The 13,898-nt window shown below is 66.7% G+C and carries 14 protein-coding genes; 10 read left to right on the top strand and 4 right to left on the bottom strand.

Annotation, left to right across the window (positions count from 1 at the left end; all coding sequences use genetic code 11):
- Window positions 1-14 precede the first annotated feature (14 nt).
- Both ACQPZ2_RS26535 and ACQPZ2_RS26530 read right to left on the bottom strand, forming a co-directional pair.
- On the bottom strand, window positions 15-1,055 hold the full coding sequence (locus ACQPZ2_RS26535) for a PDR/VanB family oxidoreductase (protein ID WP_433520934.1): 1,041 nt from the start codon (window positions 1,053-1,055) through the stop codon (window positions 15-17).
- A complete protein-coding gene (locus ACQPZ2_RS26530; protein ID WP_433520933.1) occupies window positions 1,055-1,948 on the bottom strand; it encodes a metal-dependent hydrolase in 894 nt (297 codons plus the stop codon). Before ACQPZ2_RS26530 ends, ACQPZ2_RS26535 begins: the two co-directional genes overlap by 1 nt.
- A 99-nt stretch (window positions 1,949-2,047) precedes the next feature.
- Between ACQPZ2_RS26530 and ACQPZ2_RS26525 the strand changes: the two genes are divergently transcribed.
- On the top strand, window positions 2,048-2,659 hold the full coding sequence (locus ACQPZ2_RS26525) for a TetR/AcrR family transcriptional regulator (RefSeq protein ID WP_433520932.1): 612 nt from the start codon (window positions 2,048-2,050) through the stop codon (window positions 2,657-2,659).
- A 175-nt stretch (window positions 2,660-2,834) separates the two neighbouring features.
- Here ACQPZ2_RS26525 and ACQPZ2_RS26520 read toward each other — a convergent pair whose 3' ends face one another.
- Window positions 2,835-3,437: a DUF3558 family protein gene (locus ACQPZ2_RS26520; protein WP_433520931.1), complete on the bottom strand. Its 603-nt coding sequence runs from the start codon at window positions 3,435-3,437 to the stop codon at window positions 2,835-2,837.
- A gap of 280 nt (window positions 3,438-3,717) precedes the next feature.
- Entirely contained in the window at window positions 3,718-4,302 is a 585-nt protein-coding gene (locus tag ACQPZ2_RS26515) for a TetR/AcrR family transcriptional regulator (protein WP_433520930.1), read from the bottom strand.
- A 96-nt stretch (window positions 4,303-4,398) separates the two neighbouring features.
- Between ACQPZ2_RS26515 and ACQPZ2_RS26510 the strand changes: the two genes are divergently transcribed.
- From ACQPZ2_RS26510 to ACQPZ2_RS26470, 9 genes are all read left to right on the top strand, one after another.
- The gene (locus ACQPZ2_RS26510; RefSeq protein WP_433520929.1) at window positions 4,399-5,538 is read left to right on the top strand and encodes an acyl-CoA dehydrogenase family protein; all 1,140 of its coding nucleotides are present in this window, start codon (window positions 4,399-4,401) and stop codon (window positions 5,536-5,538) included.
- Window positions 5,539-5,911: 373 nt separating this feature from the next.
- Window positions 5,912-7,183, top strand: a complete 1,272-nt coding sequence (locus ACQPZ2_RS26505; RefSeq protein ID WP_433520928.1) for a glycosyltransferase family 87 protein — start codon at window positions 5,912-5,914, stop codon at window positions 7,181-7,183.
- A gap of 261 nt (window positions 7,184-7,444) precedes the next feature.
- Complete coding sequence (locus tag ACQPZ2_RS26500) at window positions 7,445-7,777, top strand: hypothetical protein (protein ID WP_433520927.1); 333 nt, start codon at window positions 7,445-7,447, stop codon at window positions 7,775-7,777.
- 66 nt (window positions 7,778-7,843) lie between these two features.
- On the top strand, window positions 7,844-8,779 hold the full coding sequence (gene ppk2, locus ACQPZ2_RS26495) for a polyphosphate kinase 2 (RefSeq protein ID WP_433520926.1): 936 nt from the start codon (window positions 7,844-7,846) through the stop codon (window positions 8,777-8,779).
- A 181-nt stretch (window positions 8,780-8,960) separates the two neighbouring features.
- Window positions 8,961-9,614 carry a hypothetical protein gene (locus ACQPZ2_RS26490; protein WP_433520925.1) on the top strand — a complete coding sequence of 218 codons (654 nt, stop codon included), beginning with the start codon at window positions 8,961-8,963 and terminating at the stop codon, window positions 9,612-9,614.
- 4 nt (window positions 9,615-9,618) lie between these two features.
- A complete protein-coding gene (locus ACQPZ2_RS26485; RefSeq protein ID WP_433520924.1) occupies window positions 9,619-10,020 on the top strand; it encodes a hypothetical protein in 402 nt (133 codons plus the stop codon).
- 126 nt (window positions 10,021-10,146) lie between these two features.
- Window positions 10,147-10,686 carry a MarR family winged helix-turn-helix transcriptional regulator gene (locus ACQPZ2_RS26480; RefSeq protein WP_433520923.1) on the top strand — a complete coding sequence of 180 codons (540 nt, stop codon included), beginning with the start codon at window positions 10,147-10,149 and terminating at the stop codon, window positions 10,684-10,686.
- Window positions 10,687-10,928: 242 nt separating this feature from the next.
- Window positions 10,929-12,338: a hypothetical protein gene (locus ACQPZ2_RS26475; protein WP_433520922.1), complete on the top strand. Its 1,410-nt coding sequence runs from the start codon at window positions 10,929-10,931 to the stop codon at window positions 12,336-12,338.
- Window positions 12,335-13,891, top strand: coding sequence for a hypothetical protein (locus tag ACQPZ2_RS26470; RefSeq protein ID WP_433520921.1), 1,557 nt, complete (start codon window positions 12,335-12,337; stop codon window positions 13,889-13,891). The genes ACQPZ2_RS26475 and ACQPZ2_RS26470 overlap by 4 nt, the downstream gene beginning before the upstream one ends.
- Window positions 13,892-13,898: the final 7 nt, after the last annotated feature.

The following is a 13,898-nucleotide window of genomic DNA, read 5'->3' as shown; positions in this document are numbered from 1 at the left end:
TGGTCTCCGGCCGTTCAGAGGTCGAGTACGAGCGCGTCGCCGACGGCGCGCGATACGCAGGCCAGCATGTGATCGGCTCGTTCGGATTCGGTGAGCAGGCGGTCGCGGTGCTCGACCGATCCGGCGGCGACGCCGACCTTGCAGGTGCCGCAGAAGCCCTGCTGGCATGAGTAGGCGATATCCGGGAGCCGGCGGCGCAGCGCGGTCAGCGCGGTCTCGTCCGCCGCGACGCGAACGGTGCCGCCGGTGCGAGCGAGGGAGATATCGAATGCGCGGCCATCGGTGACCGGTAGCGCCGAGAATCGCTCGGTGTGCAGCGACCCGGTCGGATTCAGCTCGAACATGCAGCGCTGCGCCGCCGCCAGCATGGGCGGCGGTCCGCAGACGTATACGGCCGCACCGGGTTCGGCGCGAGCAATGAGTTCGGCGATGTCGGTGACACCGAATTCGTCGTCGGGACGGATATCCGCGCCGGGCAGCTCGTGCAGGAACGGCATGGTGTCGCGCGAGCGGCCGAGGTACACCAGCCGACCACGGGATCCAGCCGCCTTGACCATCGGCAGGATCGGTGTGATGCCGATGCCACCGGCCAGGAACAAATACGACGGGGCGTCGACGAAGGTGAATGCGTTGCGGGGGCCGCGAATTCGCAGCCGGTCATCGGTGCGCAGCGTCTGGTGCACCTCTCGGGAGCCCCCGTCGCCGTCCGGGATGAGGCGCACCGCGATCCGGTAGCGGAAGCGATCCGACGGGTCCCCGCACAGCGAATATTGCCGCTGCCGTCCGGAGGGCAGAAATACATCCACATGAGAACCCGGCCGCCACGTCGGCAGCGGGCCACCCGCGGTCGTGCGCAGCGTCAGACTCACCACATCGTCTGTCTGGCGTTCGATGCTCTCGACGCGCACGTCCAGCTCGAATCCCGTGCGCCGCACCGGCTTCGGTCGTGACAGCAACGGCGCGGCGCCGCCTTTCGCGAAGACGCTCTTGTAGGCGTCCATGATCCCGCCGAGCATCCGCAGACTCACCGGCGTGGGATCGGTCGGCTCGCCCATCAGTGACCTGCCGCCCGCGCGGCGGGCGAGTGCCCGAGATACCGCAGTGCTTTGTCCATCGGTCCCAGCTGTGCGGGATGGAAACCCGGCCGCAGATAGCGCGGGATCTCGGTCAGGAACACCGTCCAACTGGGGATCACGCCGCGGCGGGTGGCACTGGCGAACTGCCGCAACCAGAATTTGCCCTTATCGGCCTCCGGGTCCTTGCGGTACATGTACGCGGTCGACACGATGAACAGGGGCAGCAGGGTCAGGCTCGCCAGGATCGCGGTCCGCGCCCGGCGTGCGTAGCTGCCGTCGACGTACATGAACGCGTCGTAGACCACGCTGCGGTGCTCGACCTCCTCCGCACCGTGCCAGCGGACCAGATCCAGCATGGCCGGATGCATGCCCTTCTCCTCGAGAATGTCCGCGTTGAGCAGCCATTCGCCGAGCACGGCGGTGTAGTGCTCCATCCCCGCGAACAGTCCGAGGCGTTCCTTGAGCCACTCGTCCTTCGCTCGCCCGGTCAGGCCGTGATCACCGAGAATGCGGTCGACCAGCCACGCCACCTTGCGGACATAAGAGTCCACGTCCAGGCCGATGGACTGCAGATGTATGCGCGCGGCCTCATGGCTGTTGGCATGCATGGTCTCCTGTCCGACGAACCCGATCACTTCCTCCCGCAGCCGCTCGTCGTGGATATGCGGCAGTGCCTCGGACAGCGCCTGCGCCATGGCTCGCTCACCCTCGGGCAGCACCAGATGCATGACGTTGACGATGTGGGTGGCCAGCACCTCGCCGGGGATGTAGTGCATCGGCACGGAATCGAACTGGAAATGGACGTCGCGCGCATTGATCGCATGCACGTCGTCGCCGTAGGTGCGCTTCGTCGCGCCAGCCGTGTCAGCCATACCCCGACCGTACAGCGCCACAAATTTCATTGCAATGTTGCGAGCCACATTTTTGCTTGGATTGTTGCACGGCGCGTGTTGTCTGCTAGCGTCGAACAGGTGAAGACGGCGTCGAAAGCAGCCCTGAGCCGCGATGATGCGGACGATCTCGAGACACGGATCCTCGACGCCGCCCTCGTGCAGTTCGCGAAGGTCGGCGTCAAGAAGACGACGATCGAGGACGTTGCCCGGCAGGCCGGGGTGGATCGAGTCACGGTCTACCGGCGGGTGGGCTCACGCGATGATCTCGTACAGGCTGTGATCAGCCGCGAGGTCGCGACGCTGCTGACGGAACTCGCCGCAATGCCCGAACGGCACGACAGCATCGACGATCTCGTCGCCGACATATTCGTCACGGTCGTCACGCGATGGCGCACGCATCCCATGGTCGAGCGAATGCTGGCGATCGAACCCGAGCGAGTGATCATGAAACTCACGGTCGACGGTGCCACCACCTTCGCCATGTGCGTCACCGCAACCGCCACCACGCTCGAACGCGCGGTCCAGTGCGGACTACTCGCCGACTCCGACGACCTGATGACCCGCGCCGAAATCGTCTGCCGCGTGGTCCATTCACTCATCCTCGCCCCGCACGGCACAACGCCGCTACGGTCCGACGCCGAGCTCGCCGAGTTCGCGCGCAGGTATCTGGTGCCCGTCGTTCGCGGCTGACGCACTCGTGCTGCGGCTGATGCACACTCGGAGAAAGCCTTCGAGCGCCATCCAGCTCGTTACCGAGGTTCGCCTCCACTGCTGATGATGCCGGATCCGGTTGCCGGGGAACGGGATTCGGATCGGGCCGTGGATTTGGCGGCGGCAGGTCGCCCACAGGGCGATACGGCGCGGGTCAGCGCAGGCGTGCCGCAATGGTGGTGGCGATGTCGGTGGTTTTGGCGCAGACGTCCCAGTCGACTCCGGTGGCAATGCCCGGGGCGGCGATACCCAGGTAAAACGATCCGCCGGACGGGACCGATACGTAGACCGAGCAACTGCCATTGCGGCCGTCGGGACGAAGTTCAGGCTGCACGACGGCGCGCTGACCTCCGATGGTGGCCGTCCGCTCGAGTGGATTACGAACTTGGCGCTGCTCGAGATCGCTGAGGTCGCTGCTGTGTGGGGCGAACGAGACGGTGAAACTTCCGGCGATCGCGGTTTGGATGGAGGACCAGGAGCAGCGGGACAGCTCCCGTGGCGGCGTCGCGGCGCTGCCATCGGATGCGAGCAGGTAGTGGGCGATATCGTCCGAAGTCAGCACGCTGCACGGATGGTAGGTCAGATCGGCCGGAGTCCATGGCGGCGGCGCGACGGGCGAGGTGGTGACGCTGCCCGACGACCGTGCTGGTGACGGGACCGGGTCGTTACTTGTGCATCCGGCCGCCGTCACGATAGCAACGAGACCGCCGAGTGCCGCGATCATCTGCCGACGGCGATCACATGCTGAACTGGGCATCACGCATCCCTCCCGGCACCGATCACACCAGATTCCGTGCCCGGCCGCCACATCGCAGCGGAGGCGGGCTCCGGGCCGGGTGCGAGATCGTGCTTCATCATTGAGCCCCGACGCGGTCGTCGATGCCGACGGCCGTACCTGCGACGGCGGTCACCTCGTCGAGCGCGGCAAACAGTTCGGGTCGTAGTCGCACAGATCCACATCCCTTGTGCGCCGTCGCTATTCGAGTACCGCGCCGGTGGTGGTGTCGGTGGAGCGGCTGTGGCGGCCCTGGGTGAGGCTAGGTGCTGATGCCCGCGGTGAGGATGGCGGCCAACTCGCGGTAGGCATCGGCATCGTCGAGTCCGGTGTGCTCGCGCACCCCACCCTGCTGGATGCGGACCATCATGGTCGCGGCCATATCGGCGGCGAAGGCGGCGTGGACGTCACGGAATTCGCCCGCCGCGACGCCTTCGTCGATGAGTTCGCGGACCCGTCGGGCGGCGATCCTGGTGTTCTTCTCGTAGATCTCCTGCGCGGGCGCGAAGCCGCTCAAGTCGGCCATGAATCGATCGGAGGCGGCGGCCAGAGCGGTGCCGACCGCGGACAGGTAGGCGGTGATGCGCTCGCGGGCGTCGGTGATCGGCGCGATGCCGGTCTCCACATCGTTGGTGGCACGGCGGAAGAAGTGCACGGTCGCGGCCCGGACCAGCTGTTCCTTACTGCCCGCGAGGGTGTAGAGGGTCGATTTGGAGCAGCGCAGCCGCGCGGCGATCTCGTCGAGGGTCAGGTGTGCGAATCCCTCGGTCAGGAACAGCTCGACCAGCGCATCGAAGAGTTCGGTACGCCGCCGGGTGGCGAATCCTGCGCGCGTGAGCTGCTCCATATCAGCGAATAGTACTGGTGAGGCTCTTGCAGTACTGAGGTCCACACAGTACTGTGATCGGTAATTCAGTACTGTTATTCGTAGGCGAGGAGTCTTGTGGCCGTCGAACGTCTGCTGCCCACCACCGAAGCCCGGGAACTGATCCAGCTCACCCGAGACATCGCCGATAAAGTCCTCACGCCGATCGTCGATGAACACGAACGGGCCGAGACCTATCCCGGCGGTGTGTTCGCCACACTGGGAGAGGCCGGGTTGCTGAGCCTGCCGTACCCGGTCGAATGGGGCGGCGGTGGCCAGCCGTACGAGGTGTATCTGCAGGTCCTCGAGGAGATCGCCGCGCGGTGGGCGGCGATCGCGGTGGCGGTCAGCGTGCACAGCCTGGCCTGTCATCCGCTACTGGCCTTCGGCACCGAGGAGCAGAAGCAGCGCTGGCTGCCGGAGATGCTGGGCGGCAATACGATCGGCGCGTACAGCCTGTCCGAGCCGCAGGCCGGATCGGATGCCGCCGCGGTGGCATGCAAGGCCGCTCCCGTCGACGGCGGGTATCTCGTCAACGGCACCAAGGCCTGGATCACCCATGGCGGCATTGCCGACTTCTACAACGTTTTCGCGCGCACGGGCGAGGGGTCGCGCGGCATCTCCTGCTTTCTGGTGCCGCGTGAGACCAAGGGCCTGACTTTCGGCAAGCCCGAGCAGAAGATGGGGCTGCACGCGGTGCCTACCACGACCGCGCACTACGACGACGCGTTCCTGCCCGTCGAGCGACGGATCGGTACGGAGGGGCAGGGCCTCCAGATCGCTTTGAGCGCACTGGATTCCGGCCGACTCGGCATCGCCGCGGTCGCGACGGGACTGGCCCAGGCCGCGCTCGACGAAGCCGTCGCCTATGCCAAGGAGCGCACGGCATTCGGCAGGCCGATCATCGACCATCAGGGTTTGGGGTTCCTATTGGCCGATATGGCTGCCGCGGTCGATTCGGCCCGCGCCACCTACCTCGATGCCGCGCGGCGACGCGACGCGGGGCTGGCGTACTCACGCCAGGCGAGTGTGGCCAAACTGATCGCCACCGACGCGGCCATGAAGGTCACCACCGACGCTGTTCAGGTATTCGGCGGCTACGGCTACACCCGTGACTTCCGGGTCGAGCGGTATATGCGCGAAGCCAAGATCACGCAAATCTTCGAGGGCACCAACCAGATTCAGCGACTGGTCATCGCACGCAGCCTCGCACAGTAACCCGTCGGATTCCGCGCTGCCGCCCACTGCTGGGACTGCCGATACACACCGACCGCCCGACTCGGCAGAGCCCGAAACGTGGGCGGGTGGATAGCCAGGACGAGTCGGGGCGGCGATGCGACCCAGGCGAACACCTCGGTGAGACATTCGGCTCCTCCTCGTCTTCGGATGACTGTTGTGATTCCGGTTGTGCGCCTGACGGTTTCGATCGAACGGCACGCGTGCGATCAAGTGCTCGTCATGCGCGCAGCAGCGTATCGGCGGTAGCGCCGGACCGGTCCCGGCGCAGTGCTTGTGCGTGACGATGTTCGCGCCCGGTGCCCGATGAGGGTCGCGATGGTTAGGCTGCGGCTTTGTGCGCAGGCTGTCGTCGGTGTCGAAATTGTGGTTGGTGTGGGTGGTTACGCGGACGCTGATGGTGGTGTTGACCGGGGTGACGTTGCTGCCACACAGCGTCTGGGATGCCTCGGCCGCGGACTTGACGCTGTATCGCGGATGGGCCGAGCAGATCATGTACCAGAACATTTTCCCGCTGGCGGACGAGCGCTGGCAGTATCCGCCCGGAGCCGGCGCACTGCTGGTGGTGCCCCAGCTGCTCGGCGGCGGGGCAGGCTACAACTGGTTGTTTTTCGCGCTGGTCGCCGCCGCGGATGCGAGTGTGCTCGGCTTGTTGATCCGGGCCGCCCGGCGCGACGGCTGGGAGACAGCGCAGACCGGGCCGTGGGTGTGGGCGGTGGGCGTGGCGCTGTTGGGCAGGGTCTGCTACGGCCGATTCGATTTGATCGTGGCCGCGACCGTGGTCGCGGCACTGCTGTGGGCGACGCGCCGCCCGGCGGCGGCGGGCGCGGCCGCTGCCGCGGGCGTGCTGTTGAAAGTCTGGCCGGTGCTGGTTGTGCTGGGCTTGCGCTGGCGAACGCTGCGACGGATGAGTGCGGGCGCGGCCGGTGTCGGTATCGCCGCGATCGCGGGATTGGCGGCGCTGGGTCCGGGGGCGTGGTCGTTCCTGGAGTTCCAGTCGAAGCGTGGATTGCAGATCGAATCCGTGGCCGCCACTCCGCTGTTGATCGCTCGACTGCTGAACGGCCGCTGGACCATCGTGCATCGTTATGGGGCCGACGAGTTATCCGGGCCAGTTGTGTCCGCGGTGGCGTCGGCGTGCGTGGCGGCCACGCTCGCGGGCGGCGCGGTGTTGCTGATCATCTGGTGGCGTGCGCGGCCTCCAGCGGCGGATCTGGTATTGGCCGCAGTGCTGCTCGCCCTGGCGACCAGCCGGGTACTCAGCCCGCAGTACCTGGTGTGGGCGGTGGCGGTCGCGTCGGTCTGCGCGCTCGACTCGCGCAGTACACAGCGGCCTGTACTGCTGCTGGTGCTGGCGACCGCGTTGATGAGCCAGGTGGAATTCCCCTTCGTCTACGACCGGGTAGCCACCGGGAGCTGGTCGGGTGTGGTGGTGCTGACGGTCCGCAACGGCATGCTGCTCTGCGCGACTATGTGGTCGATCGTTCGGCTGTGCCACGACGGTCTCGATCATCCGAGATGGCCGCTCGGCCAACTCGCTAGTGGATATCGGTTCGGTAACGCCGGTAAGCCTGCGTGCTCTCCCGGGCAGGTCCGAATCCCGCCAGTTGGGCAGTTGTTTCCCTAGTTCAGGGCCATATCCGCGCGCTAGGTCACGATTCGGTCTCGCGTGAACGCGCGAAGTTGTGTGAGCAGCCGGTCTTTTTTCGACGTTCAATTACTGTCACGCTGTCGCTGGCTAATAGTTAGCCTTCATAAATGTCGGGGAGCGGCAACCGCGCCGCATGACAGGACGGATCGGTCGCCGATCACGGTGATCACCCGTGTTGCGCCATTTCCATATCGAATCGCTACCTTGGTCGATCGCAGTGTCGGCCCGGAGAACGCTATGGCTAATCCAGCGTCCATACCCAACCCCTTCGAGACACGCCGTACCGGAAGTCCCGCCGCCTCCCAGCCGGGCCCGAGGTCCGCCGCAGGTTCGGCGCGGCCCGCCCGCGTTCTCCTCGATGAGCAGCTAGCGCCACTGCGGATCCCGGCACTGGTGCTGGGTGCCTTGCTGATCTGCCTCGGTGTGGCGGCGCTGCTGCCATTACGAGGATGGCTGCACGACTACGGCGCCGAGCTTGTCATCGCCGCCTACCTGCAATACATGGCGATCGCGACAACCCTCGAGGTATGGGGTCTGCGCATGACCAGGAAAGGCCCACGCCGCAGGTGATGCGCGCACGATGAGGTGCTTCGGCTGTTCACCTTTCGGTCAGAATCCGTCGATAGTGTCCCGGAAATGACCGACTTCGCGACACGGCAGCCATTGCCCGACTTCAGTGCGATCGGGGACCTCCGGTCAGTGGTCGACCTTTCCGACACTGCCGGTTTCATCGTCGACGATTTCGACGATGACGACCCGGTCCTGATCACCGCCCAGGGCGGTTTCGCCGTCGACACCTGGCGTGAGGGCTACCCCTACGAGCAGCGTCTGGCCCGCGACAGCTACGAGGCCGACAAGCGCCTGCTGCAGATCGAGCTGCTCAAATTGCAGAATTGGGTCAAGGCCGAGGGGCGCAGGCTGGTGATCGTGTTCGAGGGCCGCGACGCCGCGGGCAAGGGCGGAACCATCAAGCGGTTCATGGAGCACCTCAACCCCCGCGGCGCACGCGTGGTGGCGCTGGAGAAGCCGACCACCCGCGAGTCGACGCAGTGGTACTTCCAGCGCTATGTCGAACACCTACCCGCGGGCGGGGAGATCGTATTGTTCGACCGCTCTTGGTACAACCGTGCGGGAGTCGAACGGGTCATGGGGTTTTGCACACCCGAACAACATCGGCGATTCCTTGCCCAGGTTCCGCTTTTCGAGCGCATGCTCGTCGACGACGGCATCGACCTCGTCAAATTCTGGTTCTCGGTATCCCCGCTGGAGCAGCGCACCCGCTTCGCCATCCGCCAGGTCGACCCGGTCCGCCAATGGAAGCTGTCCCCGATGGACCTGGCCTCGCTCGACAAATGGGACGACTACACCGCCGCCAAAGAACAGAACTTCGAGCACACCGATACCGACTACGCCCCCTGGATCGTGGTCAAGAGCAACGACAAGAAACGCGCCCGCCTCAACGCGATGCGCCATGTCCTCGGCCTGTTCGATTACGACAACAAGGACCCCGAGATCGTCACCCCGGCCGACCCGCTTCTCGTAGGGCGCGCTTGCGACGTCATCGGCTCCTGACTCCGCGACGGACGCCGCTCGCCCAGCCGTCGGGCCGTCGAATTCCCATGCACGGCAACCACATCCAGAGTGCATGAGCACTTGTCGCTGTGACGTGAGAGCCCGCCTCCTGCTTTGGCCCGATTCTCTGAACGAACGAGACCGACGTGGCATTCGACCAGTGAACGTTTAGCATTCCGGTATGCGCCGTCGGAGGTGGCTACGGGCCGCACTGTGTCTGGTCGTACTGAGCGCCGGTGGCTGTTTCGGGGCGGTCGAGCGCGGCGACTTCGAACAGGGTTTGCGGGCGCGGGGCGGGGGACTGGTGAACGGGTTGACGGATTCAGCGGTCGCCGCGGTGCGAGAGCGCTTGGGAACCACCGATTTTCAGGCGAATGTCATTCTGCTGACCGCTCCGGATTCCATGCGGTTCCGCCTGGTGCTGTTCGATCAGCCGGACCAGGTGACTCGATTCTTCTCCGCGTGGCCGGATCCAACCGCACGGCAGGCGGCCGTGCGACTGCGGGTGCGCGATCCGGCCGGTGCCCGCAGGCTCGACGACTACTCGTTCACGCTCGGTGCGCTGAGTGCGCCACAGCCGGTGCGGGTTTCGGCATTCGACGACATCGACAGCGAGGGCTTCATGGTCAGTGAGGTGCCGGGACTCGCGCATATCGAGGACATCGTCGATACCACCCTGGCTCGCAGTGAACTCGCCGACGGCCAGGTGACCGGGATCGTTGTGAGCCGGTTCGGCCGCGAGATCCGGATCGTCGCGAACGTGAGCTCCCCGCGGACGGATATGGTCGCCGAGTTCGACCGTGCCGGCGCTTTTCTTCGAATCCGGCAGGTGTGAGGCCATGGCGAGACTGCTCACCACCGCATTGTCGACCGGTGTCGGCGTCGGCATGTTCAGCACCGTGGTGCCGGTATCGATCTGGCCTGGTGAAGCGAAACTCACCGCGCCACTGTTCTGTTCGGACCCCTATCGCGAGCCCGTGGTGGTATCCGACACCTTCCACGACTCCGAGGGCACGTCGGTCGACTACACCCTCTACTGTGTGACCGACCGAGGCGCGGTCACCGACGAGGGATTCGTCCTCCCCTTCCTCGTCTTGATGGCGGCGCACATCGCGATCATCACCACTGTGGCATTCCTTGCCGGACTGTGGATCCGTCGCCGCACCCCGCCTCCGACCGATCCGCAGGCCACGGCATTCGAGCCACTCGTTTACGGACCACACGAGCCCGAACCCATCTGAATACTGCGTGGTGCTCCGAGTTCGCGTATGCCGACATTCGACGGTGACCGCGAGCCGTTGGAGCAGTAGCAGGGCGGTCTGGATATCTGCGCGAGTACCGCAAATACGCTGGGATACAGTGTCCTGATGCCCGAAGAAGCGCATCCCACACCAGTGGTGCGTGTCGGAGCGGCCGCGGGGTCCGATGGTGCTGCCGCAACCGTCGGGGGAACCGATGCCGACCTGCTCTCGCTCGCATCACAGCTGTGTTTTGCCCTGTACTCCACATCTCGATCGATGACTGCGGCATACCGGCCGTTTCTCGAGGGGATGGGTGTTACCTATCCGCAGTATCTGGCCCTGCTGGTGTTGTGGGGGCGGCCTGCGATGACCATGAAGGAACTCGGCGAACAACTGCAGCTGGACTACGGCACGGTCTCACCGCTCGTCCAGCGACTCCAGGCACATGGTCTGGTCGAGAGCGTCCGGAGTGCCAGCGACCGCCGTGCCGTCGAACTGCGCGCGACCGAAGCCGGTCGCGCCCTGCAGCCACAGGCCCGGCAGATGATCGAGGCGGTCATGGCGGAGGTCGGCTATCCGATCGAGCATCTCATCCGGCTGCGTGACCAGGTCAACGCGCTCGGCGCCCGCCTCGACGCCGCCGTTGCCGAACGTTCCGGCCGGTAAGCACCGCTCGCCGCAGCCGGGACAGATCGTGTGGCTCGGGCGTCGAGCACTCGGTGCGACGCCAGACGTATTGCCTTGCCATGGCTGGTAAATACCGGCATTGCGCCGGGACGCGAAGTGCGAAATCTTAGCCCTGACGAACCGATCCAGGCGATTTGTGGGAACTGCTCGCGGTCGAGGTCACGCATCGGCGCCTCTCAGGGCTTCGGCGCGTTTGCCGTTCCCGGAACTCGGAGTGTGCCGTGACGCAGGCGGGGGATGAGGGTGTTGCCGGATTGGCCGATCGGATCGCGGATGGGCTGCGTGAGACGGCTCCGCCCGGATGGCAGCGGCTGGAGGCGTGGTTCGCGATGACCGTGGTCGCCGAATCGGCGCTGCTGGTGGTCGACGACGGTATCCGGTCTTTTCGATGCCCGGTATCGGATGCGGTGTGGGTTGCGGTGCGTCGGCATCGGCAGGTATCGGCAGGGGACGAGGGCGGGCCGTGGTGGCGGTTGCTGGTCCGCATCGATGCGGACGGTGTCGAGGCCGATGCCGATCACGGTGCGGCGCCGTTCCCTGGCGAGCAATTGTTTGCACCGGAGGCATATCTCGCCGACTTGGAACGCTATCCGCGGGACCGGCTGCCGGTGTGGCTGGCGGCCTACCTCGGGCGCGGAGAACATCGGACACGGACGCCGCGCGCGGCTGCCACCGCGATGCGGGCGGACCAGCGTGCGGGTTTGCGGGCGGCGGCCGTGGATAACGAACTGCCGCAACTGGCCGTGTTGTGGGCCCGGTGGGCGGTGCTGGCGGCAGCCTTCGTGGCGGTCGGCTCGAGGCAGGGGCCGCGGATCGGTCCGTCCGTGGGCATCTTCGAAGGCGCGGGACGCAGCGGTTCGACGCTGACGCTACTGCCCGGTGACCGGGCCGTGCTGTCGGGTGGCGTGTGGGATGCGCCGATCCTGGACGCCATGTACAACGCGGGTGCGGCGATGCCGGAATTGTTTGCGGGAGCACCGGATTGGGTGGCCGACCCGGTGCTCAATCCGCGGGCGGCAACCGGTTTGCTGTCGTTTTGTTACTGGTGGCAGGCCGGTCGGTGGTACCGGGGTGAGTCCGTGCCGATACGGGAGTGCGCGCCCGCGCTGCCCGCTGTGTGGACGGTCGGCACTGCGGCGGGTGTCGTGGGCAGTCTGCTGGACGACCGGTCGGGTGGTACGCCGGACGCGGCCGAGTTGTTGGTGTCGGCTGCGCAGGCCGGTGCGGTGACTCGCGAGGCGATCGTGCAGGTCTTCGGCCGCGGCGCCGACATCGATGGTGCGATGTTCCAGTTCGTGCTTGCGGATCTGGACGCGAACCACGCCGAGGGGATCGGCGAGGCGGATGCGCTCGATCTCGTCCGGGATCACATCCGACGACAGGGGTATGACACAACGGGATACCCGTTGTCGACGTTGCGGGCCGATCGCATCAGCGTGGGCTGGTTGGTGCGTTCGCCGGTGCCGGACGGCGAAATGGCGTTGGACCGTGCGGTTTTCTATGTCGCCGACGATGGCGTCGTCGAGCGCTCTACCTCTTCGGTGCCGCTGTCGGTGTTCGTCACCGAATTCGAGCGACGGTTCCGCCTGCGCGGCAACGGCCGAGCCCGACCGGAGGGGGGCGCGACGTGAATGGTGAAGTCCGGTTGGATCCGGACAACCTGCGAAATCAGGGAGCGCGGCTGGCTGAACTCGGTGACCGCGTGGGGCAAACCTATGCGGGACTGCGCGAATCCCTGGCGCACACCGAAGGCAGTTGGGGCGATGACGATCTGGGTGTCGCCTTCGCCAGGGAGTTCAAGCCGCACGCCGACAAATTGCTGGCCAATCTGCGGGCAATGGAGGAGAGCCTGCACAGCACGGCCGCCGGAATCGTGGACGCCGCAGGGCAATTCGAACTGCAGGACAGGTACGGGGCCAGCCTGGTCGGCACTACTGCCGACGACCCGGATCCGATCGGCGAACCGGCGCCCTCGCCCGCGGGCGCACAGCCACTCGTGACGTCCGATCCCGCGGCGACCTTTCCGGCAGCGGTCGCCCCGGCGTATCCCACGAACGCGGAAAATCCCACGGACCGGGCCAACCCGACCGGACGACCCATCCCCGGCGGGTCGCGGACACCGGACGCGCATGCGGGAAGCTCCACGCCGGAGGGCGGTCCGCAGCGGGATCCTTCGGATCGGGCAGCGGTCCGAGAGGCGCCCGGTGAAGTAGGCGGACCGGGCAGCGGCAACTCCGGCAAGCCTGCCGGAGACCCAGGTCGCCGGTCACCGGCCTCTGCGGTGTTCCCCCCGGCGGCCATTCGCGATTCGCCCCGTGCCTCAGCCGGGCGGCAAGCCGGGGTCAGCCCACCAGGCGGTGCGGGACGGCGAGACACCCCGTGGTCCGGGCAGCCGCCGAGAACGGCCGGACCACCCGCCGGTGCCCAGCCGAGACCGGCTAGCCCTCGGTACGGTTCCCCGCCGCGATCGAACAAGCCCACCGATGAACCGCGGCGCGGGCGTGATCGGCGCGGTTCCGGCGGGCGACCGGTTTCCGATCCCGTGGTCGGATGGCTGGCGCGGACATTGGCCGAACACCACGACGTGCGGGTGGCCGGATTCGATACCCCCGGCTTGCAGCTGCAAGTCGTGCGGGAATTCGTGGCCGCGGTAGACCGGGTGCTCACCGACTACCCGATGATCGACCTCGATGTCGTCGCGGTAGCGGAGCTCGATGCCGAATCGGAACCGGTGCGGTGGCGTCTCGAACCACGCGATTCCCAGGGCACGGGCGCCGGTCGGTCGATCACCCTCGACCAGCGGACCGCGCAGGAGCCGAGGCGAGCGACCGGAACGGCGGAGTCCGCCGCCGAGTCGGGGGAGCTGGAAATCTATGTGGCGACGCTCCGCGAATTCGGCCGGGCACTCGACTTCGCCGGTGGTGGTCTCGCACGCAGGCAGGCCCAGCGCGTCCTGATCGCGGAGTACCTGCGTCTGGAGGCAGGACGGAACAGCACCCTCGCCGAGGTGGTAAGCGGCTATCGGCGCTGGCGCGCCGAATTGGCCGGGGACGCGGGCGAGTTCGACGTGAGCCGGGCTCTCGGCGCCGCGTTCGCCGATGTCGTGGTGCGCGGTGACGAGGCGAGCGTCCAGGCACGAGTGCTGCATGCGGTGCTGGTCGACGCGACGTCGCGGCGGAGCTAGGCGGCGC

The sequence above is a fragment of the Nocardia pseudovaccinii genome, assembly GCF_050942345.1.
Taxonomy (GTDB): domain Bacteria; phylum Actinomycetota; class Actinomycetes; order Mycobacteriales; family Mycobacteriaceae; genus Nocardia; species Nocardia pseudovaccinii.
Note: the sequence above shows the minus strand (reverse complement) of the source record. Positions and strands in the feature narration are given on the sequence as shown.

What these genes read in the sequence shown, in the direction of transcription:
- ACQPZ2_RS26535 (WP_433520934.1), bottom strand. Translation starts at nt 1,055, where the DNA reads ATGGGCGAGCCGACCGATCCCACGCCGGTGAGTCTGCGGATGCTCGGC.
- ACQPZ2_RS26530 (WP_433520933.1), bottom strand. Translation starts at nt 1,948, where the DNA reads ATGGCTGACACGGCTGGCGCGACGAAGCGCACCTACGGCGACGACGTG.
- ACQPZ2_RS26520 (WP_433520931.1), bottom strand. Translation starts at nt 3,437, where the DNA reads ATGCCCAGTTCAGCATGTGATCGCCGTCGGCAGATGATCGCGGCACTC.
- ACQPZ2_RS26515 (WP_433520930.1), bottom strand. Translation starts at nt 4,302, where the DNA reads ATGGAGCAGCTCACGCGCGCAGGATTCGCCACCCGGCGGCGTACCGAA.
- ACQPZ2_RS26500 (WP_433520927.1), top strand. Translation starts at nt 7,445, where the DNA reads ATGGCTAATCCAGCGTCCATACCCAACCCCTTCGAGACACGCCGTACC.
- ppk2 (WP_433520926.1), top strand. Translation starts at nt 7,844, where the DNA reads ATGACCGACTTCGCGACACGGCAGCCATTGCCCGACTTCAGTGCGATC.
- ACQPZ2_RS26490 (WP_433520925.1), top strand. Translation starts at nt 8,961, where the DNA reads ATGCGCCGTCGGAGGTGGCTACGGGCCGCACTGTGTCTGGTCGTACTG.
- ACQPZ2_RS26485 (WP_433520924.1), top strand. Translation starts at nt 9,619, where the DNA reads ATGGCGAGACTGCTCACCACCGCATTGTCGACCGGTGTCGGCGTCGGC.
- ACQPZ2_RS26480 (WP_433520923.1), top strand. Translation starts at nt 10,147, where the DNA reads ATGCCCGAAGAAGCGCATCCCACACCAGTGGTGCGTGTCGGAGCGGCC.